The 25,427-nt window shown below is 53.0% G+C and carries 17 protein-coding genes and 2 pseudogenes; 18 read left to right on the top strand and 1 reads right to left on the bottom strand.

What is annotated here, in order from left to right; genetic code table 11:
* Nucleotides 1-28: 28 nt before the first annotated feature.
* From PAE68_RS16275 to PAE68_RS16245, 7 genes and pseudogenes are all read left to right on the top strand, one after another.
* A complete protein-coding gene (locus PAE68_RS16275; RefSeq protein ID WP_281888652.1) occupies nucleotides 29-2,533 on the top strand; it encodes a glycoside hydrolase family 2 TIM barrel-domain containing protein in 2,505 nt (834 codons plus the stop codon).
* 244 nt (nucleotides 2,534-2,777) lie between these two features.
* Entirely contained in the window at nucleotides 2,778-2,933 is a 156-nt protein-coding gene (locus PAE68_RS16270; RefSeq protein WP_281888649.1) for a hypothetical protein, read from the top strand.
* Nucleotides 2,929-3,096: pseudogene (locus PAE68_RS16265) on the top strand (fumarylacetoacetate hydrolase family protein); the annotation flags it as partial. The gene PAE68_RS16270 and the pseudogene PAE68_RS16265, both read left to right, overlap by 5 nt.
* A 41-nt stretch (nucleotides 3,097-3,137) precedes the next feature.
* Nucleotides 3,138-3,490 (top strand): annotated as a pseudogene (locus tag PAE68_RS16260) (galactonate dehydratase); the annotation flags it as partial.
* Nucleotides 3,491-3,870: 380 nt separating this feature from the next.
* Complete coding sequence (locus PAE68_RS16255; RefSeq protein WP_281888647.1) at nucleotides 3,871-5,190, top strand: dockerin type I repeat-containing protein; 1,320 nt, start codon at nucleotides 3,871-3,873, stop codon at nucleotides 5,188-5,190.
* A 5-nt stretch (nucleotides 5,191-5,195) separates the two neighbouring features.
* The gene (locus tag PAE68_RS16250) at nucleotides 5,196-8,663 is read left to right on the top strand and encodes a cadherin-like beta sandwich domain-containing protein (protein WP_281888645.1); all 3,468 of its coding nucleotides are present in this window, start codon (nucleotides 5,196-5,198) and stop codon (nucleotides 8,661-8,663) included.
* A gap of 188 nt (nucleotides 8,664-8,851) precedes the next feature.
* Nucleotides 8,852-9,679, top strand: a complete 828-nt coding sequence (locus PAE68_RS16245; RefSeq protein ID WP_281888643.1) for a fumarylacetoacetate hydrolase family protein — start codon at nucleotides 8,852-8,854, stop codon at nucleotides 9,677-9,679.
* Between the two features lie 118 nt (nucleotides 9,680-9,797).
* Here PAE68_RS16245 and PAE68_RS16240 read toward each other — a convergent pair whose 3' ends face one another.
* A complete protein-coding gene (locus PAE68_RS16240) occupies nucleotides 9,798-10,730 on the bottom strand; it encodes an AraC family transcriptional regulator (protein ID WP_281888641.1) in 933 nt (310 codons plus the stop codon).
* A gap of 225 nt (nucleotides 10,731-10,955) precedes the next feature.
* Between PAE68_RS16240 and PAE68_RS16235 the strand changes: the two genes are divergently transcribed.
* From PAE68_RS16235 to PAE68_RS16185, 11 genes are all read left to right on the top strand, one after another.
* Complete coding sequence (locus PAE68_RS16235) at nucleotides 10,956-12,464, top strand: sulfatase family protein (RefSeq protein ID WP_281888639.1); 1,509 nt, start codon at nucleotides 10,956-10,958, stop codon at nucleotides 12,462-12,464.
* Nucleotides 12,465-12,729: 265 nt separating this feature from the next.
* The gene (locus PAE68_RS16230; RefSeq protein ID WP_281891105.1) at nucleotides 12,730-13,659 is read left to right on the top strand and encodes an ABC transporter permease; all 930 of its coding nucleotides are present in this window, start codon (nucleotides 12,730-12,732) and stop codon (nucleotides 13,657-13,659) included.
* A 19-nt stretch (nucleotides 13,660-13,678) separates the two neighbouring features.
* The gene (locus PAE68_RS16225) at nucleotides 13,679-14,557 is read left to right on the top strand and encodes a carbohydrate ABC transporter permease (RefSeq protein WP_281888637.1); all 879 of its coding nucleotides are present in this window, start codon (nucleotides 13,679-13,681) and stop codon (nucleotides 14,555-14,557) included.
* A gap of 109 nt (nucleotides 14,558-14,666) precedes the next feature.
* Nucleotides 14,667-16,301, top strand: a complete 1,635-nt coding sequence (locus PAE68_RS16220) for a type 2 periplasmic-binding domain-containing protein (protein WP_281888634.1) — start codon at nucleotides 14,667-14,669, stop codon at nucleotides 16,299-16,301.
* A gap of 208 nt (nucleotides 16,302-16,509) precedes the next feature.
* Entirely contained in the window at nucleotides 16,510-18,093 is a 1,584-nt protein-coding gene (locus PAE68_RS16215) for a GGDEF domain-containing protein (RefSeq protein ID WP_281888632.1), read from the top strand.
* Nucleotides 18,094-18,162: 69 nt separating this feature from the next.
* Nucleotides 18,163-19,425, top strand: a complete 1,263-nt coding sequence (locus tag PAE68_RS16210) for a hypothetical protein (RefSeq protein ID WP_281888630.1) — start codon at nucleotides 18,163-18,165, stop codon at nucleotides 19,423-19,425.
* Nucleotides 19,426-19,682: 257 nt separating this feature from the next.
* A complete protein-coding gene (locus tag PAE68_RS16205; RefSeq protein WP_281888628.1) occupies nucleotides 19,683-21,176 on the top strand; it encodes a transposase in 1,494 nt (497 codons plus the stop codon).
* 131 nt (nucleotides 21,177-21,307) lie between these two features.
* Entirely contained in the window at nucleotides 21,308-22,225 is a 918-nt protein-coding gene (locus PAE68_RS16200; protein WP_281888626.1) for a methyl-accepting chemotaxis protein, read from the top strand.
* Between the two features lie 112 nt (nucleotides 22,226-22,337).
* Nucleotides 22,338-23,495, top strand: a complete 1,158-nt coding sequence (locus PAE68_RS16195) for a sulfite reductase subunit alpha (protein WP_281888623.1) — start codon at nucleotides 22,338-22,340, stop codon at nucleotides 23,493-23,495.
* A 289-nt stretch (nucleotides 23,496-23,784) separates the two neighbouring features.
* On the top strand, nucleotides 23,785-24,348 hold the full coding sequence (ahpC, locus tag PAE68_RS16190; RefSeq protein WP_281888620.1) for an alkyl hydroperoxide reductase subunit C: 564 nt from the start codon (nucleotides 23,785-23,787) through the stop codon (nucleotides 24,346-24,348).
* A gap of 310 nt (nucleotides 24,349-24,658) precedes the next feature.
* The gene (locus PAE68_RS16185) at nucleotides 24,659-25,423 is read left to right on the top strand and encodes a hydroxypyruvate isomerase family protein (RefSeq protein WP_281888619.1); all 765 of its coding nucleotides are present in this window, start codon (nucleotides 24,659-24,661) and stop codon (nucleotides 25,421-25,423) included.
* The last annotated feature ends 4 nt before the right edge of the window (nucleotides 25,424-25,427 follow it).

The raw sequence follows: 25,427 nt of genomic DNA, 5'->3' as shown, positions 1-25,427 counted from the left end.
AATATTGAAGAATGGCGAGGTTGAGTCGATGCGAGGGTTACCTATTAACGACAATTGGAAATTCATTCTGGACGAGCCTGAGGCTCCACATCTGCTGACAACGGACGATTCGAGCTGGAGAACGGTTCAGCTGCCGCACGACTGGAGTGTGGAGCAGCCGTTCGATCAGGAGAAGGGTGAAGCGTGTACAGGCTACTTGCTCGGCGGTATTGGCTGGTATCGTCGCAGCTTCAAGACGACAGAGGCGATGGCGGGCCAGCGTGTATTCGTTAACTTCGACGGCATCTATAACCGTGCGAGCATCTATTGCAATGGAACGCTCGTTCGCTTCCATCCGTACGGATATTCGCCGTGCGTCGTGGACCTGACAGCTGCACTGAACCCGCTGGGGAAGGAGAACGTCATTGCGGTACGGGTCGATCATTCCCGGTACGCTGACAGTCGCTGGTATACCGGCTCAGGCATTTATCGGAAGGTGTCGATGCATATCGTGCCACAGGTGCACATTCCGGTGTGGGGAACGTTCTATACGACACCTGAGGTCAGCGACGAGTCGGCGACCGTTCGGGGCGTCATGACGGTGCGCAACGATTCGGAGCGTGATGAGACGGTTGAGATCGTCGGGCGGTTGTATGGTCCGAACGGTGAGCAGGTCGCGGAGCAGAAGGCTACGTGCCATGTGAGCAAGCAAGGCCAAGTCGAGGTGACGCTCGACTATACGGTGTCGCAGCCCGAGCGCTGGGAGATTCATCAGGCGAAGCTGTATCGGGCGCAGGCCGACGTCGTGCTCGGCTGCAAGGTTATACAGACGGAGACGGATACGATCGGCATCCGCGAGTTCCGCTTCGATGCGGACAAGGGCTTCTTCTTCAACGGACGGCGTACGTTGATCAAGGGCGTCTGCCTGCACCATGACGGCGGCCTCGTCGGCGCAGCTGTGCCGCTCGATGTGTGGCGCAGACGGCTGGAGAAGCTGGCGGTATGCGGCTGCAACGCGATCCGAACGGCGCACAATCCGATGTCCGAGGACTTTATGGACTTGTGCGACGAGATGGGCTTCCTGGTGCAGGTGGAATTTTTCGACGAGTGGGACCATCCGAAGGATAAGCGCAGGAATGGCGGCGAGCAGTCGGTCGATTACTTGACGCGCGGTCATGCGGAGTACTTCCGTGAATATGCGCAGCAGGATCTGCAGGATACGATGCGGCGTGACCGTAATCATCCGTGCGTCATTCAGTGGAGCATCGGCAACGAGATCGAATGGACGTATCCGAAGTACAATGTGGCGACAGGCTACTTCGGCATGAATGCGTCGGGCAACTACTTCTGGACGCTGCCGCCGAACAGCCGTGATCAAATTCGCGAGATCATTCAGGCGACGCCGCGAGATCATTACGACATCGACAAGACGGCTCATCAGCTCGCCCGCTGGACGAGGGAGATGGACACGACGCGTCCGGTCATCGCTAATTGTATTCTGCCGAGCGCGAGCTACGAGTCGGGCTATATCGATGCGCTCGATATGGCGGGCTACAGCTACCGCCGCGTTATCTACGATTACGGGCATCACCACTATCCGGACAAGCCGATTATGGGAACGGAGAACGTTGCCCAGTGGCACGAGTGGAAGGCGGTGCTGGAGCGGGAGCATGTGCCAGGCATTTTCCTATGGACGGGCATCGATCATATGGGAGAGGCGATTCAGAAGCCGTGGCCGCGCAAGGGCTCGAACCTCGGGCTGCTGGACTTCGCCGCCTTCGAGAAGCCTTCCTATCATATGTTCAAAAGCTTATGGACGAACGAGCCGCATCTCCATCTCGTGACGCAGACGCTGGAGCAGTCGCTCTACGTGCTGAATGAGGATGGCGAGCTGGTTGAGAAGGTGGAGGGCGGCTGGCAGCAGCGGGTCTGGTTCTGGCACGATGTGAACACGCACTGGAATTACAGCCCGCAGGAGCTCGTCGTCGCCGAGGTGTACTCGAACTGTGACGAGGTCTCGCTGTACTTGAACGGTAAGCTGCTGGCGACGCGCAGACTTGAAGAGTTCGAGGATCGCATCTACAAGTGGGCGGTTCCGTATGAGGCAGGTGAGCTGAAGGCTGTCGGTCGGAAGCTGGGCGTGACGGAAGGTGAGACGCACGGAGAGACGCACAGTGAGTCGGTCGAGTCGGCGCTCCATACGGTCGGACCTGTGCAGCATATTGTGCTTGAGGTGGATAAGGCGACGGTTGCTGCACATGAGGACAGCGTCGTCCATGTCATTGCCCAGCTGATGGATGCAGCGGGACATGCAATTACGAACCAGAATGTGACACTCGACTTCGAGGTGGATGGACCGGGTCGCGTGCTGGGCGTCGATAACGGCAGCTCGGACAACGTGCAGCCTTATCAGAGCACTCGTCTGACGACGGAGGCCGGACGCGGCATGATGCTCGTACAGGGTGTGGAGGCTGGCGAGCTGGTGATCAGAGCTACGTGCAGGAGCATGAATAGGGTGTCGAATATGTGCAAGGTGATGGTTCACGAGTCGTAGCTGAATTATAGGGATGATCGTTTGAGGTTGCTTGAACAGGCAGCAATAACTCATAGAGATGAGTATAGAGTCGGCATCCATATGCCGGCTCTATATGAGTTTGAACGGACGACGTGATGGTATGGGATACGAGGTCGGAAAAGTCCAAAGACGAGCGGAAATGCTACAATTAAAAATGTGCAGATTTGTGCTACCATGTGGTAATGGAACAGGCCGCTGAGTAATTCCAGAGAGGATTATTGTTATGAAATTTGTACAAATTCAACATCTTGATGCCGTTACGTGCGGCCTTGCAGGTGAGCGGGGTGTGCTACAGCTTGAGGCGACACTCGAAGACATCATCTCCGGTGCTTATATGGTGTCGGAGCGTGACGCTGACCTCATCTGCACAGCATTATGATTATGAGGCGGAGCTTGGAGTCGTCATCGGCAAGCGGGCGAAGGCGGTTAGCGAGGAACGTGTGCTTGATGTCGTATTCGGCTACTGCAAAGTGAACGACTTATCGGCCCGTGAGCTGCAGATGCGGACCAGTCAGTGGATGCTAGGCAAGGTGCTGGACGGCAAGTATGAAGGCAAGGCGGCGTTCAAGGGGAGGTTCATCAAATGAAGATAACACAGATGGAGCTATTCCAGATTGAACCGCGTTGGCTGTTCCTGAAGATCAGCACAGACCAAGGCTTCGAGGGCGGCGAGCCGATTCTTGAGGGACGCGCATCGACGACGCGTGCGGCGGTAGAAGAGCTGAAGGATTATTTGACAGGGAAATATCCGCTGAAAATCGAGGACCATTTTCAAGTGTTATATCGGGGAGGGGGGGCTATCGTGATGGTCCCGTCCTGATGAGTGCGATCTCAGGGATCGAGCAGGCGCTCTGGGATATTAAGGGCAAATATTATGGAGCTCCGATCTATGAGCTGCTCGGCGGCTCGGTGCGTGAGAAGCTTCGTGTATACTCCTAGATTGGCGGCGACCGTCCAAGCGACGTCGGTTCGAGACTCATTGGTATGGTTATAACTAAAGAACTATATACCAAGACTGAAGTCACGGTATTATCATAAAAATCATGTCAATAAATGTAGAATGTGATACAATGACTGGGGCTAGGTAGGTTTAGTAATGATTTAAAGTTATTGGAGTCATGATGATGGGACAGAACAGTAGAGTTCATCGAGAACAAAATTGCAATGATTGCGGAGGTTAAATGAGAATGAAGCCATTCCAGCGCACTATGAGAGTACTAGCATTGCTCGCGGCAATATGCTTACTCATTCCTGCAGGCAGCCTGACAGCTTCTGAAGCGTCATGGCCATTGGTCGATGGGAATCAAAACACGGGTTTGAACGTCAATACTGGCGTCTCAGCCACGACGGGCAACGTCGTCGAATACAACGGCAAAGCCTATGCGATCTGGACGGAGCCCAATGGTTCAGCGAAGGGTCAGATTCGGGTTAAGGCTTACAATGGCAACACCTGGACGGCGGGTGACCTGGGTGTAAGCTTGAACTATGACGACACTAAAGACGCAATCAGCCCGTACCTCGCCTTACACAATAATGAGCTGTACGCTATATGGCAAGAGAACAACTCATATTGGCAGGTTCGTGTCAAGAAATTCGATGGAACGTCATGGACCTTCGTAGACGGTGGTCAAGATAACGGGATTAACCATACGAAGAGCAACGGTCGCAATCCGAAGTTAGCGGTGTACAACAATGATCTCTATGCGGTATGGGATGAGGCGTCTGGTAACGGCATTAATCAGATTATGGTCAAGAAGTATAGCAACGGTCAGTGGGCGTATGCGCATCAGGATGTGAGCTCCAGTAACAGCAATCTGCGTACTGGGATTAACAAGCTTACGACGACGGCGGGTCACTCCCCATCGATCATTGCTCATCAGAGCAAGCTCTATGTTGCTTGGCACGAAGGATCTCCATTGCAGATTCGAGTAGCAGAGTACGATGGCAGCACATGGACGTTCGTAGATGGCGGCAGCGATACGACAGGGCTGAATCATGACACGACCAAGAGTGCTACGAGCGTATCTTTACAAGTATATAACGATGTGCTGTATGCGGCCTGGAGCGAGTCTGCCACAAAGAATCAGATTCGGGTCAAGAAGTACGAGAACGGTGCATGGGCCTATGCAGACGGCGGGCAGGCAACGGGTATCAACTTCAACACCGGGGAGGAAGCTTATTTTCCAGTGCTGTATGCTTATAAGGATGAGCTGTATGCCATCCGGCATGAAGGAAGCTATAGCAGTCGTCAGATCCGGGTGTCTAAGTATAACGGTAGCACGTGGACCAGCGCTGACGGAGGTCAGACCGTTGGACTGAACAGAACGAGCACGAATTCGGCCAACAATGGTTCGTTATTCGCCTACAACAATGAGCTTCACGCGATGTGGTATGAGGGCTCGCCTTCACAGATTCGAGTCGCCGTCTCGAAATCGAAGCCGCAGATTTTGAAGGGAGACGCCAATGGCGACGGAGTCGTAACTCCTGCTGATGCATTACTAGTCAATAAATACATTCAAGGCAAGCTCCAGCTGACTGACGAGCAGAAGCTGCGTCTGGATATGAATGACGACATGGTCATTGATTCGATTGATGCAAGCATGATCATGTCCATTTATCTCGGGAAAGGGGTATAAGCACAATGAATATGAGCTTTCTTAGCCGTGGAAAGTCCCCGATCCGTTCCATCATTGCGGCCATTCTGGTCTGGACGATGGTGCTGTACTCCGGTCTTGGATTCGGTCTCGGGACGATTCATGCGGGTACACTTATTCAGAATAGTATTGAAATTGACAGTGTTGAAGGCGTCCGTGGCTCCGCTGTGACGATGTCGGTGTATATAGAGCCTAGCGATGGCATCTGGCAATATGATGTGGCGGTCACATATAAGAGCGATGCGCTCGAGCTGGATACCGCCAGCGGGAGCCCGGTCATGCATGCTGATGGCACTAACACATTATCTTATACAACAGCTGTCAACCCAGTAGACGGCACAAGCAGTGTACATGTGACCAATATGCACATGCTGCTAGGTAAGGAGAAGGTGTTCACAGTTCGCTTCAAGGTTAAGGATACGGCCCCGGATGGCGACACGCCTGTTACCGTATCCGGTACGGTCACTGAAGATACGAACCCGCTCCAGGCACTTGCAATGAATGGTAAAGTAACGATTAACGCGAAGCCTGTTGCTAGCCAAGTCAAAGTATCCGGTACGACGCAGGTCGGTCAGACGTTGACTGGCAGCTACTCGTATTCCGATGCAGAGAATGATACGGTCGGTGCGTCCGTGTACCAGTGGTACCGAGCGGACGATGCGGCAGGCTTGAATAAGGTCGCGATTACGGGAGCGACGTCCGTGACGTACACGCTCACCTCAGCCGAGCTAGAGAAGTATGTGCTGTTCGAGGTAACACCTGCAGCCTTGACCGGAGATAAGACCGGAGTGCCTGTCCTCAGTACAGGAGTAGGTCCTGTCGAGGCTGTACCCGTCATTGTCCATAGCGCAGGTGTGATGATTGGGGATATCGCAGGTTCACCGGGACAGGTCGTCGACGTTCCTGTTACGGTATATACCGCATCCGCGGGCATTGGCTCCTACGGAATGAAGCTGAGCTATGACCCGAGCCTCTACGAGGTGAAGGGAATTACCGGGAATACGGGAGGACTGTTCGATTCCCATTACGACAATACTGCAGGTTGGCTGAAGGCCGCTTGGGCCGATGCTACTGGAGGCGATCAGCCTGCTGTTGCGGGCGACAAGCTGTTCACTATCTCATTGATGATCAAGAATGTACCTGCGAACGGAGCAGGTCTGTCCGTGGAGACAGGCGTGCTGAGCAGCTTCACCTTCACAGATACGCTAGCAGTCGAGATGAATAAGGTGCTCTACAACGGACAAGTGCAGGTGACAGCGAATCCGAAGCTGAGCAGCCTGACGGTGTCTGCTGGTAACCTGAGCCCCGCATTCGATACCGACACAAGCAGCTACGCGATCCAGGTGCCGTTCGAGGTATCGAAGCTAACCGTCACAGCGACGGCGCAGGATGAGCAGGGGACGATTAAGGTGAACGGGTATGGGGCGACACAGGGAGCGCCTTCCCCACAGCTTGATTTGCAAGAAGGGAATAACGTATTGACCGTGCTTGTGACCGCTCGTGACGGCATAACCACCAAGTCCTACCAGATACAGGTGAACAGAGCGAACGAAGTCCTGTACCCGGACTTGAACAGTCTGGTGCTGTCAGAAGGCAGCCTGAGCCCAGCGTTCGATAAAAACACAACAGCGTATACGGCACAGGTACCGTTCTCGGTATCGGAGGTCCATGTGACGGCAGCCGTATACGATAGCCGTTCCACGTTGAAGCTTAATGGTCAAGTGGCAGCTAGCGGTGCTGCATCCGCCCCGATTGCCTTGCAGGAGGGCGAGAACACGATTGAAGTAGTCGTAACAGCGAAGGACGGCCACATCGCGAAGACGTATACGATTCAACTGAATCGGGAGTATGAGGTATTGAACGTGGACTTGAGCAGTCTGGCGCTGTCTGCGGGTACGCTGAGTCCTGCTTTTGCCAAAGACAAGACCGCATATTCCGCACAGGTGCCGAACTCGGTATCAGATGTAAAAGTCACGGCGACCGTAGACGACTCCCGTTCGACGCTTAAGATCAATGGACAGGCTGCTGTCAGTGGAACTGCCTCCGGTCTGATTCCGTTGAACGTAGGCGACAACACGATCGAGCTGGTCGTGACATCCTACAACAACAAGCTGTCCCGCACGTACACCATGACGGTGAAGCGTGAGGAGGAGGAGCCATCTTCATCGGGATCTGGGCCAGCACCAGCTGGACAAGGCTTCCGAGTCATCGTAGACGGCAAGCCTCAGGACCAGATTGCAACAGGTGTGACGACGAAGGACAACAACAGAACAATCATTACCGCGAATGTCGATGGCGACAAGCTGAAGGCGCAGCTGGATAAGGAAGGCGCCAAGCCGACCGTAATCATCCCGGTTACGACAACAGCGGACACCGTATCCGCCGTATTAAGCGGAGACGCGATGAAGGCGATGGAGAGCAAGCAGGCGACACTGGTCGTGCAGACGCCTAACGGAAGCTACAAGCTGCCCGCTCAAGAGCTTGCACTCGACAATCTGGTCAAGCGCTTCGACGGTCAAGTTCCTGTATCTGACCTGAAGATTCAAGTGGATGTGACCAAGAGCAGCGACGCCAAGGTCAGCACACTCGACCGCGCGGCAGCAGCACAACGCTTCAGTGTCGTCACAGCTCCTGTTGACTTCAAGGTGACGGCATCGTACCATGAGCAATCTGTTGCTATCGATACGTTCAGCTCGTACGTGGAGCGTGAGCTTGCACTTCCGTCTGACGTAGATGCGAGCAAGATAACAACGGGTGTTGTCCTTGAGGCCGATGGAACGGTTCGACATGTGCCGACGCATGTGATGAAGCGCGAAGCTTCCTATTATGCGGTCATTAACAGCTTGACGAACAGCACGTACACGTTAATCTGGAATCCGAAGTCATTCTTGGACGTAACGGGTCATTGGGCTCAGGACGCTGTGAACAGCATGGCCTCCCGTATGATCGTGAACGGAGTCGATGCGAACAGCTTCAACCCGGATGCGGCGATTACACGTGCGGAATTCGCAGCCATTGTTGTACGGGCGCTAGGACTGCCGAACAGCAGTCAGGCAACTGAGTTCGAGGACGTGCTGAACGGTCAATGGTTCGCCGGTGCGGTCCAGAAGGCATATGAGTATGGCATTATCGAGGGCTATGACAATCGCATGTTCCATCCGAACCAGACGATTACTCGTCAGGAAGCGATGGTCATGATCGCAAGGGCGATGCGGATCGTAGGCCTCGATCAGACGAGCAACGCGGATGTTGACGCGGCGCTGTCGGCCTTCGCCGATCAGAGCCAGGTTGCAGCGTGGGCGAAGACAGGAGCTGCGGCTCTCGTACAGAGCAAGCTTGTGGTCGGCTCCGATACTGGGCTGAAGCCTTCGAGCCTGATCACTAGAGCCGAGACAGCCGTCATCGTGAAGAGACTGCTGGAGCAAGCTCAGCTGATTGACAGCAACGAGAAGTAACACACCACACAGCATTAGCACGGAAGCAAAGCCATCCCCAGCCCTTCGCGGCTGAAGGATGGCTTTGCTGCTGCCTAAGGAGACGGCGACTCGCCATATATTTCTTGTCTCGGTTATGCTACGATGTGTCTGACAGGCGGCAAGCTGTTACAAGTCGCCGCCCGCTTATACATAGGAGGATATATCGTATGAAATTCGTACACATTCAACACAACGGCAGCGTAAGCTGCGGCATCGTCGGCGAGCGGGGCGTGCTTCCGCTGGAGGCAAGCCTTGAGGACGTCATCTCGGGTGCGTACGCCGTATCGGAGGAGCAGCTTGCGACGGAGCAAGGCTGGATCGCAGAGGAGCAGGTCGTATTCGAGCCATGCGTACCCCGCGGCAGCAAGATTGTATGCGTCGGTCTGAACTACCGCAACCATGCGAAGGAAGCGGGTCTGCCTGTGCCGGAGTATCCGATTCTGTTCAACAAGTTCTCGAACGGTCTGGTCGGTCATCAGGGATCTGTAACGCTGCCTGCCGAAGCACAGAACTGCGATTATGAAGCAGAGCTCGGCGTCGTTATCGGCAAGAAGGCGAAGAACGTAGGCAAGGAGGAGGCGCTGGAGTACGTATTCGGCTACTGCAACGTCAACGACCTGTCTGCACGCGATCTGCAGAACCGGACGAGCCAGTGGATGCTCGGCAAGGTGCTCGACGGCTTCTGTCCGGTGGGCCCCTACCTCGTGACCGCTGATGAAGTAGGCGATCCGAACGAGCTCGATATCAAGCTGTTCCTCAATGGCGAGCAGAGACAGTCGTCCAATACGCGCGACATGATCTTCACCGTTCCAGAGGTGATCAGCTACATCTCCACGTTCATGACGCTGGAGCCGGGCGACATCATCCTGACCGGTACGCCGGAGGGTGTTATTGCGGGCTACCCGCAGGATCAGCGCACCTGGCTGAAGCCGGGCGACGTGATGACTGTGGAGATCGAGAAGCTCGGCTCGCTCACGAATGTACTGAAGGGTTAGACCTGTACGACTTGAGCGGATGACTTACAGGCCGATCTAGATTGCCGCGCGCGGATTCACGATTGTAATGCGTAAGCCCCCAATGCTGGGTTCCAGCTTGGGGGCTTATTCGGCGTGTCTACACGTAGCCTGGAGGCTGCTGCAGACTGCTCCATCTGTTGCGATATTGCATCGGACTCATGCCCTCGGCATGCTTGAAGGCGCGGCTGAAGTGGCTCTGGCTCTCGTAGCCGCATTCGGCTGCGATCTGCTTGAGCGACATCGAGGAATCGATCAGCGCAAGCTTCGCATGATGCAGTCTGGCGCGGCGCACATATTCCATCGGCGGCATGCCGAGCATTTGGACGAATAGATGACTGAGGTGACTCTGACTTAAGTAGACATGCTCGCACAAGCTCTGCAGCGATAGCGGCTCCTTGTAATGGTGGTGAACATACATACATACCTTCATGACGCGAGAATCGAGCCTCCCTGTTAGATCTAAGGCGTGTGAGTTCAAGAAACCTATCACGAGGTGCAGCCAGTCGTATACTCTCGCATTCAATCTCCAGTAAGGTAAGGCGTGGGACAGACTCATTCGTTCCGGCTCGGTCGCGGATGCGTCGGAGTCGTTGTCGGTTGGCATGGCGGATAGAAGGGACGTGTACATCTCGTAGCACTCGAACAAGGAGAGCCATGCACGGGACAGCGCTTCTTGCTGCTCTTCATTCAAGTGGTGAAGAAGCGGGAAGCCGTACATAACGGGTATATCTATGGAAAATAAGGTAAGTTCACAACCGATGGAAAAATAATGGAATGGATCCGTCGCGTGTGCGGTAGGATGCAGCTTCAGCTGGCTGTTCGTTCGGAAGAACACGAGATCACCTGGTCGCAGCTCGATAACCTCATGATCGACCTCGAGCCGCCTTGTTCCCTCCAGTACAAGCCAGCATACAGTAAATGGATTCGACACAGGTCCGAATTGGTAGCTGTGCGGTAATCTCATGTCCCGAACCCACCTCGTGCGAATATGCAGCTTCTCCCACCAGTACGTGTCCTGTATGACATACATGCGGTCTGCACCTCCTGCTCGTGATATTGTGGCTTCATTATAGCAAACGGTCTGATCGGAAGAAATGTATAAAATCAAGCGATTGATGCTCTGTGGCTCCTACCGAACTCGTGATACGATGATCGCGGAAACGTTCCGACCTATGCTGTCTAGCACTCTCTATTGCTGTCTAGCTCAAGCATGTGTCGGGACACCGTAATCATTATAGTCAAGGGGTGTATGTCAATGAAACCGAACTTCCTAATCTTCGTCGTGGATCAAATGCAAGCACAAGCGCTGTCCCTTCATGGGCATCCGGACGTACAGACGCCGCATCTGGATCAGCTCGGTGCAGAGGGCGTATCGCTGTTCCGGGCGTATTGCAGCAATCCGGTCTGCATGCCTTCGCGCGCTACGCTGTTAACGGGACTGACTCCACGTCAGCACGGCTGTCTGACCAATGGTAATGCCGTGCCTGAGCATCTCCCGACGCTTCCTGGCGTTCTCGCAGAGCACGGCTACCGCACGCACGCGATCGGCAAGCTCCATCATCAGCCGATTGGCTCGGTCAATCGGGGAGAGGAGCTCGACTTCTCCTGGGAGGATCGCAAGCGCTGGGAGGCTGGCGAGATCGACAAGCTACCTGACGGGTATTACGGCTACCAGACGACCGAGCTGGTCGGCGGTCATGTCGATGTGTACGGCGAGTATACGCGCTGGCTGGAGCAGCAACAGCCGATGAGCAGCAGGCAGCTGACGATGGAGGGTGCCTACAAGCACGATCCGTCCGTTCCAATGAGCTGGAGAATCGGTCTTCCCGAGGAGCTGCATTATAACCGCTGGATTGCTCGCCGAACGGAAGCGTTCCTTGAGCAGCTTCAGCCCGATGAAGCGTTCTACCTGTGGTGCTCCTTCCCTGATCCGCATCACCCGTTCGCCGCATGCCGACCGTACAGCGAGATGTACGACTCGAGTACGCTTACCCTTCCTGCGAACTGGGAGACCGAGGCCGATTCGATCGCATGGCTGCACTCGATGCGCGGGGTGCATCCGAGTCATACGCAATTCGACGAGCAGGCGCTGCGAGAAATATTGGCCCAGACGTACGGCATGATTACCCATGTGGACAGCTGTATCGGACAGATCGTTGCGAAGCTGAAGGAGCAACAGCTGTATGACAATACCGTCATCGTGTTCTTGGCGGACCACGGTGAATATTTGGGCTCCCACCATCTCATTACGAAGGCGGAGTGGCCGTGGGAGGAGCTGCTGCGCGTTCCGTTCATCTGGAAGTCCCCGCAGTCTGCTGCTCAAGGCATGAATGATCGGCACGTCGCCAGCCTTCTTGACTTCGTACCGACGATACTGGACTTCGCTGGTATTGATCCGGCTGAGATGGACACGCGAGGTGTCTATGCGGCTCGTCCGCTCGGTCTGCCAGGTCGTTCGCTTCGGACACTTGTCGAGTTCGGTGTTCCGATGCCAGCGAGGCCTGCACTTGTCGAATACGACGAGGATTGGTACGCGCCAGACGTATGCAGGATGAGAGCGCTCATTACGGAGCAGTACAAGCTCGTCGTCTATATCCGTTCTGGCGAGGGTCTGCTCTTCGACCTTCAGCATGACCCGTATGAGCAAGTCAACCTGTGGTCCGATCCGGCGTATGCTCACATTCGCCATGCCTTGACCGAGCAGCTGCTGATGGAGCTCATACGAACAGACCGATTCGATACGAAGCGCGTGACAGGCGCGTAAAGCGGTTTCAATTTATTCATTGACGATAGGAGTTGCTGTATGTATAATAAAGAAAAATGAAACGCATTCCGAAATTAAGTGAATACACGCGAATAAAATGGTTGTGGTTTGGTTAAAGTACATGCGTGTGTTTGGTTCTTAATCATCCATGAAATAACGGAATGTAATCGTTCGCAATGCTAAGCTGTTTTGCCTCAAGATTTTACAAGGAATGGAGAGTGCCACTGTGACCAAAGAGACAGAGATGCAAGCAGCATCAGACTCAATGATGAGTACGCTTACAAAGAGATCCTCTGACAACCGCTTCAAATTGTTGAAAAACTATCAGCTGTACTTGTTCATCTTGCCGACAATCATCTACTTCATCGTGTTTCATTACGTGCCGATGTATGGCATCCAGATTGCGTTCAAAAACTTCATCGCGTTCAAGGGCATTATGGCAAGCCCCTGGGTCGGCCTCGAACACTTCGAGCGATTCTTCAACTCGTTCGAGTTTCAGAAAATTATTCTCAACACGTTGAAGCTTAGCTTGATGCAGCTGGTGCTCGGCTTCCCGGCTCCAATTATTCTGGCGCTCATGCTGAATCAATTGATGAATAAGAGCTTTAAGAAATTTGTTCAGACGGTCATCTACGCACCGCACTTTATATCGACAGTCGTCATCGCAGGTATGCTGTTTTTATTTCTATCCCCTGAAAGCGGATTCATCAACCGTATCATCGTCTACTTCGGCGGGGAACCGATCTTCTTCATGGGCAGCGCGGACTGGTTCAGACGGGTCTATGTGTTATCGGAGATCTGGCAAAATACGGGCTGGGGCACGATCATCTACCTCGCAGCTCTAACGACCATCAGTCCGGAGCTGCACGAATCGGCGGTCGTCGATGGTGCGACCAAGTTCCAGCGAATCGTACACATTGATCTGCCGGGTATTATGCCGACAGCGGTCATTCTGCTCATTCTGAGCGTCGGCAACATTATGAGCCTCGGCTTCGAGAAGGTGTACCTGCTGCAGACCGCGCTCAATATGCCGTCCTCCGAGATTATTGCCACTTACGTGTACAAGACGGGCTTGCTCGGCGCACAATACAGCTTCTCGACTGCGGTCGGCTTGTTCAACTCGATCATCAACTTCGTGATTCTGCTGTCAGTGAACTATTTTGCAAGGAAAGCAACGCAAACTTCATTATGGTAAGCACCAGGAGGTGAATGGAATGTTCAAGCAGAGCAAGAGTGACAAGTGGTTCGATGTCATCAACAAGACGCTCATCCTTGTCGGATTAGTCATCATTATATATCCGCTGTACTTCGTCTTGATTGCGTCGGTCACAGATCCGACATCGGTGCAGAGCATCGCTCTGTGGCCGGAGAAGCTGAACTTCGACGGCTATAAGAAAATATTAGAGAGTGACAGTCTGTGGACGGGATATCAGAACTCGCTGATCTACGCGGTGGCGGGAACGGCTATTAACCTCGCGCTGACGATTCCTGCTGCATACGCACTGTCGCGGAAGGACCTTCAAGGCCGAAGCGCGCTCATGATCATGATTACGTTCACGATGTTCTTCAGCGGGGGCTTGATCCCGACCTACTTGACGGTCAAAAGTCTCGGCATGCTCGATTCCGTCTGGGCGATGGTTATACCGAATGCGGTGGGGGCTTGGAACCTGATTATCGCAAGGACCTTCTTCCAGTCGACGATCCCCGATGAGCTGCTGGAGGCAGCTAAGATGGACGGCTGCTCGGATGTGACCTTCTTCTGGAAAGTCGTGCTACCGCTCTCGCAGGCTCTCATGGCGATTATGGTTCTATTCTACGGTGTAGCTCACTGGAATTCGTACTTCAGCGCACTGGTGTACCTAAGAGACGTGGAGCTATATCCGCTGCAGCTCGTACTGCGCTCCATACTGATCGAGAATCAGGTGCAGAGCGACATGATGATGGATATGTCTTCAATGGGCGATAAGCTGCGTGCTGCCGAGCTGATCAAGTACGGTATGATTATCGTCGCTGCGCTTCCACTGCTCATTCTGTATCCGTTCCTCCAGCGCTACTTCGTCAAGGGTGTCATGATCGGCAGTATTAAGGGATAACATCTGCACACGAAGCAGGCTGGAAGGGGGTGAGGGCAGGGAATTCACTGGCACATGCTGTTAGCTGTATATGGTGTTACTTACAAAAATATATTGGGAGGTCAACTCAATGAAACATCAAAAGCTCGTGATCTATTCCACGCTCTTCGCCACCTTCATGTCGGCGCTGACGGCATGCTCTGGCAACAACGCACCAAGCGGTGATTCATCCAAGGATGGCTCCGGTTCAGAAGCAGCAGCGAACATCTCCTTCCCTCTCAAGGATCAAGTGAAGCTTAAGATGGTCGCCTGTAAGCATCCGAATAACGGTGCGTTCCAAGACATGGAGTTCTTCAAGCAGTATGAGCAGAAGACGAATGTGAAGATTGATTGGACGAATATCGAGCTCGCTCAATGTAATGAGCAGCGCAACCTGATCTTCGCGAGCAACGACCTGCCGGATGCGTTCTATGGTAACATAACGATGCCGGGCTCTGATGTGCTCAATTATGGCGGCCAAGGCATGCTCGTTCCTCTTGAAAAGTACATCACGAAGGAGACGATGCCGAACCTGCATGCGCTGCTCGAGAGCAATCCGAAGTACCGGAGCATCATTACAGCCCCAGACGGTCACATCTATTCCTTGCCGAACATCCGGGAGCTGAAGCTATGGCTGTCACCGGATATGATGTACTTGAATAAGGAATGGCTCGATAAGCTCGGACTCGCTGTACCTACTACGATGGACGAATTCTATAACGTACTCCAGGCGTTCAAGACGAAGGACCCGAATGGCAATGGCAAGGCCGATGAGATTCCGTTCTCCTTCGCTTGGGATTACCGTTTCTACAACGTGAACGGCATCGGCTCGCTGTTTGGCGCATTCGGCCGTGCCGATTCAGTCAGTCATATGTTCGTCGAGAACGACAAGGTCATTTACTCTGCAAGAGAGAAGGAGTATAAGAACGCGATCAATTACTTCCACAAATTTTTCAAGGAAGGCTTGTTCGATATCGAGAGCTTGACGCAGGATAACAAGATGCTCATCGCGAAGGGCAGTGCCCCAGAGCCACGCTTAGGCGGCTTCTTCGCTTGGAATGCATTCTCCGTCGTAGGAGTCGACCGTGATCCGAAGTATGTCGTCGTGCCTGCCTTGAAGGGACCAGAGGGTCATCAGATCTGGAGAAAAACACTCAGCAATAATCAGGGTGTGAATCCGTTCGCCTTCTCTATGACGGCAGTAAACAAAAACCCGGAGCTGACGATGAAATGGATTGATCTGTCCTACGCTACAGATACGTCGATCGAAGCAGGCTGGGGTCCGATCAACGTCACCCTTGAGGATAACAACGGGCAGCTGAAGACGAAGCAGCCTCCAGCTGGCATGACGATCGACGAGTACGTGTTCAAGACAGCGCCTGTTGAAGCGCCATATGCCATTCTAGAGAAGACGTATGGCTCGCGTCTTGCGCTTGCTGAGAAGGATAAGATCAAGATTGATGCGATTAACGAGAAATATTTGCCTTACATGAAGTCGGAGACGTTCCCTGGCGTTCTGTTCTCTCCTCAGGAGAGCGAGAAGATTAAGACGCTGGAGACGGACCTGAACAGCTTCGTCAGTCAATCGAGCGCGAAGTGGCTGCTCGAAGGTAATGCGGATCAAGAGTGGGATGCTTATATGGCCAGCCTCAAGAAGATGAAGCTCGATGAGCTTGTAGGCGTCTACCAATCGGCTTACGACCGCTTCAAGAACGCAAGCAAGTAATAGAATGAATGAACGAAAGCAGAGCATTCAGGCGGCATTCGCAAGCCGCTTGAATGCTCTGTTTATTTTTTCTATGAATATATACATATGTAACTTATACTGATTCTCGATTTATGTCGAATTAGATGCTATGATAAATGAATGCAAGTTGTCACAGCTATACGTTTTATTTACGATGGTATGATCTTAACCTCAGGGAGTCATGAGTATGGGCAAATTGGGCGGCTTTTCCCCCTTCGTAAAGCTTCATATAGGACTAATCGGCTACGTGCTCATATTCGGGCTTGTCCTCCTGCTTGGAGATGAGGACACGCGAAGAGTGGCTTCTAATGTGCTGGCTGCCGGCGGCTCGATTACTGCTGCCGTCATCGTGCTCGCCTCGCTTCGGGGAATGCATAACAGACGGGATCGTATGGCGTGGACCTGCTTTGCCATTTCTCTTGTCTGGTACTCGATTTACGATATGTGCTGGCGATGGAACGATTACTTGATCTGGAAGACCGGGATTGACTACGGCATGGTGAAGGAGATTTATTTTTTAGGCGTCCCATTGTTCCTATTCGCCGGATTGCTCGTCTATTTGTACAAGATGTCGGTGCCGCATCTCATGGAGAATTTGTTCGATCTGCTCTTTGCTGCGGCTGTCGTGCTTTACTTGGATTGGACTTATTTCCTCTATCCTGTGTTCCAACTCGAGACATTTCAGGAATTGCTGCAGGTAAGCGGTATGATGGTCTATTCGTTAACCGCGACATTCGCTATCTTCGGACTGATCTACTTCATTCTCTCCCGCTGGCAAAAAGGCACGATCCATATTCAGCTGCTGTACTTAACGGTCGGCGCTGTTGCTGGCAAAATCGAAAATTACTTCTATTATTATATGTTTCTGAATGAAACATTTACGTCAGGACATGTGCTGGACGTGCTATGGACGATTAATTTGTTTCTCATCGCCTTATCTGGCTACATCACGAAGGAGCGCAGCATGGCCGCTGTTCTTCACCGAAGTCCGAGCCATGCGCGTGTATCGAATTCGGTGTTCTCGTACGCCCTTACTATTGTATTACTGCTAGCGTTCCTGCTATCCAGGCCGCAGCTGGATGCGTTCACGGTTGGCATCTTCATTGTGTTCGGCCTCATGCTGCTGCGCCAACTGTTCTCCGTTATTGAGAATACGCGTCTTGTGCGGAAGCTGGAGAAGGCGAACGAGCACATTTCATCGAAGAATCTTCAGCTTGAGGAGGCAATGGTGGGGCTGAAGCAGCTGCACGCCGAGGCCGACCGTTTGGCCAAGTCTGATTTCCTAACGTCACTGTACAATCGACGTCATATGATGACGCTGCTCCATAGTCAAGTGACCGCGGCGATAAATAGTAGAAAGCCTGTCAGCCTCATCCTATTGGACATTGACTACTTCAAGTCGATTAACGATACGTACGGGCATGAGTGCGGCGACTTCGTCCTTCAGCAAGCAGCGCAACTGCTGCAGGGTGCGGTTGTCGAAAGTGAAGCTGCAGTAGGCAGGTATGGCGGAGAAGAGTTCTTGATTGTGCTCTCCGACTGCGCTGAGGAGCGGGCGGCGGTCATAGCTGAGCGCATACGAGCTGCCATTGCAGGTACATTCCTGCACTATCAAGAGCAGAGGCTGCACATGACAGCTAGTCTTGGGGTTACTGGCTATCGTTCGCCGGAAACGGTCGATGAATGGATACGCCGAGCGGACGAATTGCTATATGAGGCGAAGGCGCAAGGAAGGAACAGTGTGAGCACGAGCGCTTCCGGCAAAAAATAAGCTTGGCGAACATGTATTCGCACCTATATAATAAGCATATATATTTCGTTGGATGCGAGAGGTGTGGACATGTCCGGGCTTTCATGGACGGCAATTGAGACGGAAGCAGTCCAATGCGGCCGGGTCGTGATCGACTTGATCGTTAGGGCTGAGAGTGGGATTGGTGAGTCAGATGATGATCGGTTAGGCCGCATTTCCGCTGCCTTGCAAAGGTTGATCTATTCGCTGGACGATAGCTGGAAGGGAAGCCGCACGAGGCCGCCTGCAACGATTCCAGTGGATCGAGCATTCTACGAGGCGGCGCGGGCACATCATCAAGAGTACGATGTGATGCGGCTACACTCGAGTGGAGCGGCAGATTTATTCGCGGCGACGCCGGTGACGCAGGCTGTGGGCCGTACGTTCCGGCTGCTTGACGTTACTGAGGACGTGGCGGCCGTACAGCAGCAGCTTGCTGCAGCGAGCACTGGTGCGGTGCTGGCGTATGAGCTGTGGATCAAGGAGCTTATGGCTGTGTCGGTGCAGGTTAAGCTGGAGTGGGCGACCCCTTGCGGGATGAAGGGCTCGATTCGGTTGAGCGATCGGCAGCTGCAAGGCGTATTCGAATGGCTGACAGAGGTTATCGTAACCGAGGCTGCACAGAAGGTGAAGGGGAGCTTAACTGCGCTCAATCTGGACCGAAGAACGTTTGAGCTCGTTACACAGGATGGCGTCGTCTATAATGGGACACTGTCGAAGTCTCTTCGGAAGCTGTTCGAGCAGGAGCCTCCTCTACTGGAGCTGCCGCTGAAAGTGGAGGCAGTCATTGGAAGACGAATCACGTACCGACCTTGCATCCAAGTGGAGACGGTGAGCGATTCGCTCCAGGAGCTGGATACGCATATCGGGCTGGACGTTCAGGAGACGCAGCTTGCCTTGCAGGAGCTGCTACGTCGTCTGGAGCAGTTCGGCGAGGGCGAGGGGGACAGTGGGCTCGTGACGAGCACGGTGCTGTCATTGGCGGAATACGAAGAGCTCGCTGGGCTGATGGATGCTCTCGTCAGCGGCCCCGAGGCGAAGGGCGCACGCGCCGCGCTCGACTCCTCTGAGCTGCTGGATGCGCAGTACATATTGGCGGGGAGCAGGCCAGTCAGCAGGCTGGTTCAGCTGTGCGAGGAGCTTCCGCCTGTGTCGGATGAGTATGTTGACGAATATGAAGCGAATGCATCTGTGCAGCGCCAGCAGCGCATGAGCCGGGACAAGCTGACTCGGCTTGTAGCCGAGGCGTATCCGGATTATATGAAGCTGCAGAGGCTCGTAAGGAGCATGGTTCAGGCGTTGGAGGCGGGGTAGTGGGTGGCCATAGGCAATGTTTGTAGGGACAGGTCGAAGAGACTTGTCCTTTTTTGACTTTTTTTGAAGGGACGATGTATCTTTGCGCAAGCACAGGAACAATGACCAAGGGCATATATTCATGACCTATGCAGTTGAAGTAATTAACTGGTAGCATCCCAATCCCCAAAAAAAACTTGACTTTTGAAAAACGGCCTAATAATTGCGAAGGATACCTTTTCACGAGGTATATCTTCTAGATAACAGGTGGTTTTCCAATGTCAGCGTTACAAAAACCGAGATTCAAACAATTAAACCATGGAGAGTGCGCAGGCGCACCCATACTAAAAAGCTTGTGGGAGCGGTTTGACCTTTCCCTGCTGCTCACACAATCCGGTATGATGAAACGAAGTGGTACTCCGTCCTGGCTCATCTGCTTTCTCTATGTGATCGGCCTTGTCAGTAACTGCTCGTCTGTCGTTCAGATGGCGAGACTGGCCGAGCAGGATGCGCTTCTTAAAGTGATGTTTCAGCCATGGAAGCTCGCTCAGTACACGATGAGTCGGTTTCTCTCCAACTCCTTCGCATGGACTACCTTTGGCAAAAAGCGAGTAGCGCGGCTTCAGCAGGATGAAGTCACTCGTCTGCAGGATGGGGATGTGATCAATCTGGATGATACGCATCTAGCTCATCCTTATGCCAAGCAGCTTCCTTTTTTGAGCTGGTTGTATGATTCGTCTAAGAAGACTTATGTGTGGGCGATGAATGTGGTCGTTGTTCAGGCCGTACTTCACAGCGGACTTGAATATCCGTTGTTTTACCGCGTATGGCACAAGTCTGAGCAGAAGAACGAAGGCTTGTCGAAGATCGATTTGGCTAAGCAAATGCTCTTGATGCTGCGCGAATCGGCGACCTGCCGTCTTTGGGTTGCGATGGACCGCTGGTACTTGTGTAAAGGCTTTTTCGCCTTTCTCGAAAAGCATCAATTTGACTGGGTAACGAAGGCTAAACGCAACACGGCATTATTTCGTAAGGTCATCGAGCCTTGCACGGGCAGGGAGCGGTACGTTCCTGTGACCCCGATCATGCTCATTCGGGAAGTGTACGGCCAGTTGGTTGCCGAGGGTGCGTCAGGACTGGTTTCACTTGCGATTCCTGACATCTACATGAAACAGCCTCATCCTGTAACGAACCGCAGAGGCAAGCAAGTCAACAAGCAGCGCTATGTACTAATTGCCGCTGTAGCCGCCATGCGCTTAAAGGAAGATGATTCCGAGTTGCTCGAGACGGAGGAGGAAGCCCCCGCGACTTACAAGGGTGCCTACCTGCTCATCAGCAACCGCTTCGATGCGCCTGAAGAAGCCTTGCGTACTTACGTGAAGCGTTGGCGGATCGAGGTGTTTTTCCGTACGGCCAAGCAGGAGCTAGCCTTGGAGAAGTGTCATTCCGAAACTGAAGCCCATCACCATGCACACTTCGAATTATTGTTTACGGCCGAAACGTTGCTGTCCGTTGCTCTATACGAATTAAACAAAGAAAAAACGAGTGATGAAGGCTACACCCACGGCGAAATGGTTCGTGGCCTCTTCCACACTCGTTGTCAGGTCCGCATGTCACACCACAAAGGGCAACAGCGAATCTACATCGATTGTGACACACATGTACAGCAGTTTGCAAGACTTATTGATTTATTTTGGCCGGAGCATTATCGGATGGTTCTTTGGGTTGCGCATCATCCGATAAACTACCAGACCTTACCACGAAGTGCATAGGTCATGATATATTTAAAGACGAGTTAAATAGTTCCAATAGTCTAAATATCCACAAGTAGCACAGACGAATAGAGTGAAAAATGTCAATTCATATCGTTTCAACTCGATTTGGATTCATGTATAATGGTTAATTGGTAGCATACAACACCTCTGGATTCTGCAAACTGAATGAACGTGCAGTACTTAACGCATTAGAGAAGTCACTTGCGATGATTGAGTTTAATACACAGGGAGATGTGCTGTGGGCCAATGAGAATTTCGCTCGTGCGATGGGTTATCAGGTGTCAGAACTGATAGGCATACATCATCGGAAATTTTGTGTACCGGATTTCGTCAATAGCTCAGATTATAAGATGCTTTGGGATAATTTGAGAAGAGGCAAGACATTTCAAGATAAGATCACTCGCGTGACTAAGCAAGGTATTATTCTATTGCTTGAAGCCACGTATATGCCAGTACTCGGTGAGGATGGACAAGTAGTGGCAGTCTTGAAGGTAGCCACTGACATAACAGCAAGGGAAACTGCCAAAACCCAAGTCACCACTGAATTGCAGCAGATGGCAGAGGATTTACTCGTACGTACAGAGAAGGGTATTGCACGTAATCAACAAGTGGCTTCCGCAATTGGTCGTGTAATGAACGACAATGAGAGCAACCTGAATGATCTTCACGACTTGAAAGAGCAGACAACTGCCATTCACCATATTGTACAGACGATTCGGGAGTTCGCATCGCACACGAATCTACTCGCCTTGAATGCGGCCATTGAAGCGGCACACGCCGGGGAGCATGGACGCGGCTTTAATGTAGTTGCAACCGAGGTGAGGAAATTAGCGCAGAGCGTCCAAGAAGCGGCAAAAGAGATTCATGCCACCGTTGAAGGGATTTCCAAGCATGTTCATCGAGTCAGTGAGGGAACGATGACGTCCCAACGAGCAATCGTCGATAGCCAGCATCAAATTCAGCTGACAGTTGATGAATTTGCAGGTATTGGCGAAGCCGTAGGCAAGCTAGATGTTCAGGCTAAGACTTTGAGTCAGATACTGTAATATAGCCGAAACTCACTTTTCGCAAATTGTTCAGAGAAATCAATGAAAAACATTTTCAATTTCATGACAGTTATGATTTAATTATTAATTATAACGGTCTGAGGTGAGAATAATGCAAACAACTGATTCCCAGAAAGTGCCAAGCGTATATTCGAGAACGAATCCGTTTCCAGCACGAATTATTAAGAATGTCAACCTGAATGGTGCTGGCTCCAGCAAGGAAACGCGTCACATCGAGCTTTCTCTAGAGGGCTCTGAGCTGTCTTACGTTCCGGGCGATTGCCTCGGTATCTTCCCATCGAATGATCCGGCGCTCGTCGAAGCTATTCTTGCTATCATGAAGTGGGACCCGGCTACTGAGGTTGTGGTGAACAAGCAGGGAGACACGCTCTCCATCCAAGACGCGCTGCTCAACCACTTCGAGCTGACGCTGCTGTCCAAGAAGATCGTTCAGCAGGCGGCCGAGTTCACGGACAACGAGGAGCTGAAGAAGCTCGTATCCGCGGAGCAAGCTGAGCAGCTCAAGGAATATATCGACGGACGCGATCTGCTTGATCTGGTGCAGGACTTCGGTCCGTGGAACGTATCGGCTCAAGATTTCGTTGCGCTGCTGAGAAAATTAAACGCTCGCCTGTATTCCATCGCGAGCAGCTTCGCTGCGAATCCGGGTCAAGTGCACCTGACGATTGGCGCCGTCCGCTACATGTCTCATGGCCGCGAGCGCAAGGGCGTATGCTCCGTGCAGTGCGCCGAGCGCGCGCATGAGGGCGAGACGCTGCCAGTCTTCATTCAAGTGAACAACCACTTCAACCTGCCAGAGGGCGACAAGGACATCATTATGGTCGGTCCTGGCACAGGTATTGCGCCGTTCCGTTCGTTCATTCAGGAGCGTGCGGTGACGAAGGCTGCAGGCCGCGCTTGGCTGTTCTTCGGCGACCAGCGTTCTTCGACGGACTTCCTGTACAAGGAAGAGCTGGAGGGCTACATGAACGACGGCGCGCTGACGAAGCTCGACACCGCGTTCTCCCGCGACTCCGAGCAGAAGGTGTATGTGCAGCATCGCATGATGGAGAACAGCAAGGAGCTGTTCGCATGGCTGAGCAGCGGCGCATACTTCTACGTCTGCGGCGATAAGAAGAACATGGCGAAGGACGTTCACAATACGCTGATCGACATCATTGAGAAGGAAGGCGCGATGAGCCGCGAAGAGGCCGAAGCGTACCTGAACCATATGCAGGAGCAGCATCGTTACCAGCGTGACGTGTATTAAGAGCTGAAGCATGGCGAAGGATAGGCCTGCAAAAGCATCCAAGGTGAGCGACATAACCGCGGATCGCTTGCAGGCTTTCCGTCATTTCAAGAACATGTTGATCGCTCGCTCGAAGCGTCACCGGCTGCAGCCGTAAGCGCAGCTCACCGAGACTTGACAAAGGAAAATTTGTACATAATAATTATAGCTAGATTAGAATTATTATAGTTTGTGAGTGATCCTAGCTTATCGTTAGGTCCGCTCCAGCTATATGTAATTCTCAACCTACATTTCGAGGAGGACTATAATCATGTCTTTGATTGGAACTCAAGTACTGCCATTTAAAGCTCAAGCATACCAGAACGGCAAGTTCATCGAGGTAACAGAAGAGAACTTCAAAGGAAAGTGGAGCGTTGTATGCTTCTACCCTGCGGACTTCACCTTCGTATGCCCAACTGAGCTTGAGGATCTGCAAAATCAATACGAGGCGCTGAAGGCGCTCGGCGCAGAGGTGTACTCCGTATCGACGGATACTCACTTCACGCACAAGGCATGGCATGACAGCTCCGACACTATCGGCAAAATTACATACATCATGATCGGCGACCCGACTCACACGATCTCCCGTAACTTCGACGTGCTGATCGAGTCCGAGGGTCTGGCTGACCGCGGTACGTTCATTATCGATCCGGACGGCGTGATCCAGACGGTCGAGATCTCGGCTGGCGGCATCGGCCGTGATGCAAGCATCCTCGTGAACAAGATCAAGGCTGCTCAGTACGTGCGCAACAACCCAGGTGAAGTATGCCCGGCGAAGTGGCAGGAAGGCGCAGCTACGCTGAAGCCAAGCCTGGACCTCGTAGGCAAAATCTAATCGAAGCTTAACCCCAAGCCGCAGGCGGACCATCTGTATAGATGCTCGCTTGCGGTTTTTTTGCGATCACGGCAACCTAACGACGGGGAACGAGTATTAGTCTGACACAGGACACGCTACCCGGACACTAGACATGTCACTATGGTACAATGGAAGGTATGACATGTTGAACGAATTACGATGATCAGAAGCGAATTCGAGCAGATGGATTTTGGCCGCGAGGGGGCTCGAGCTTCGACCTCGGATGGGTGCGGTTCGAACGATCATATAGCTGATGATGATCACACAGATGAAGGGGGAATGGACCAAGATGAAGCTGTCGGTGTGCATAGAGGCATTGTTCCGCGAAATGCCGCTAGAAGAGAAGCTGCATAAGGTGAAGGAAGCGGGCTTCGGGGCGTTCGAGTTCTGGAGCTGGGATAACAAAGATATCGAGCAGCTGGCGCGTACGGCCGAGGCGCTCGAGCTTACGGTGAGCGCCTTCTGCGTGAAGCAGACGAGCTTGACGGACGCGGCGGCTCGTCCCGCCTACCTCGAAGGACTTAAGGAGACGCTTGAGGTCGCAAGGCGGCTCCATTGCCGCACACTGATCGTAACGGTCGGTGCGGAGCTGGCTGGTGTGCCGCGCGAGGTGCAGCGGCAGAGCGTGCTGGAAGGACTGCGGGCGAGCGTACCGCTGCTCGAGGGGACTGGCGTCACACTGGTCGTGGAGCCGCTGAACGTTGCCGTCGATCATCCGGGCTACTTCTTATCCTCGTCAGAGGAGGCACAGCTGCTGCTGCAGGATGTAGGTCATCCGCAAGTACGGATGCTCTTCGATATTTATCATCAGCAGGTTACTGAAGGTCACGTGACGGCGAACATGGTTCGCATGCTGGACACCATCGGGCATGTGCATGCCGCAGGCAATCCGGGGCGCAGGGAGCTCGATGAGGGCGAGCTGCATTACCCGTACATCCTGCGTCGCCTGCACGAAGCGGGCTATGGCGGCTATGTGGGGCTTGAATATTTTCCTGTGGGGGAACCGATGGACGGCCTACGGCGAGTCGCGCAGCAGTACGCACATTGGCTGTAGCTAG

Source organism: Paenibacillus sp. YYML68, from assembly GCF_027923405.1.
In the GTDB taxonomy this organism is placed as follows: Bacteria; Bacillota; Bacilli; order Paenibacillales; family NBRC-103111; genus Paenibacillus_G.
Note: the sequence above shows the minus strand (reverse complement) of the source record. Positions and strands in the feature narration are given on the sequence as shown.

Bases quoted from the DNA above. Each gene is read 5' to 3' on its own strand.
- PAE68_RS16185 (WP_281888619.1), top strand. From the start codon at position 24,659: ATGAAGCTGTCGGTGTGCATAGAGGCATTGTTCCGCGAAATGCCGCTA.
- PAE68_RS16195 (WP_281888623.1), top strand. From the start codon at position 22,338: ATGCAAACAACTGATTCCCAGAAAGTGCCAAGCGTATATTCGAGAACG.
- PAE68_RS16250 (WP_281888645.1), top strand. From the start codon at position 5,196: ATGAATATGAGCTTTCTTAGCCGTGGAAAGTCCCCGATCCGTTCCATC.
- PAE68_RS16215 (WP_281888632.1), top strand. From the start codon at position 16,510: ATGGGCAAATTGGGCGGCTTTTCCCCCTTCGTAAAGCTTCATATAGGA.
- PAE68_RS16210 (WP_281888630.1), top strand. From the start codon at position 18,163: ATGTCCGGGCTTTCATGGACGGCAATTGAGACGGAAGCAGTCCAATGC.
- PAE68_RS16270 (WP_281888649.1), top strand. From the start codon at position 2,778: ATGAAATTTGTACAAATTCAACATCTTGATGCCGTTACGTGCGGCCTT.
- PAE68_RS16235 (WP_281888639.1), top strand. From the start codon at position 10,956: ATGAAACCGAACTTCCTAATCTTCGTCGTGGATCAAATGCAAGCACAA.
- PAE68_RS16205 (WP_281888628.1), top strand. From the start codon at position 19,683: ATGTCAGCGTTACAAAAACCGAGATTCAAACAATTAAACCATGGAGAG.
- PAE68_RS16225 (WP_281888637.1), top strand. From the start codon at position 13,679: ATGTTCAAGCAGAGCAAGAGTGACAAGTGGTTCGATGTCATCAACAAG.
- ahpC (WP_281888620.1), top strand. From the start codon at position 23,785: ATGTCTTTGATTGGAACTCAAGTACTGCCATTTAAAGCTCAAGCATAC.
- PAE68_RS16245 (WP_281888643.1), top strand. From the start codon at position 8,852: ATGAAATTCGTACACATTCAACACAACGGCAGCGTAAGCTGCGGCATC.
- PAE68_RS16240 (WP_281888641.1), bottom strand. From the start codon at position 10,730: ATGTATGTCATACAGGACACGTACTGGTGGGAGAAGCTGCATATTCGC.
- PAE68_RS16230 (WP_281891105.1), top strand. From the start codon at position 12,730: ATGATGAGTACGCTTACAAAGAGATCCTCTGACAACCGCTTCAAATTG.
- PAE68_RS16220 (WP_281888634.1), top strand. From the start codon at position 14,667: ATGAAACATCAAAAGCTCGTGATCTATTCCACGCTCTTCGCCACCTTC.
- PAE68_RS16275 (WP_281888652.1), top strand. From the start codon at position 29: ATGCGAGGGTTACCTATTAACGACAATTGGAAATTCATTCTGGACGAG.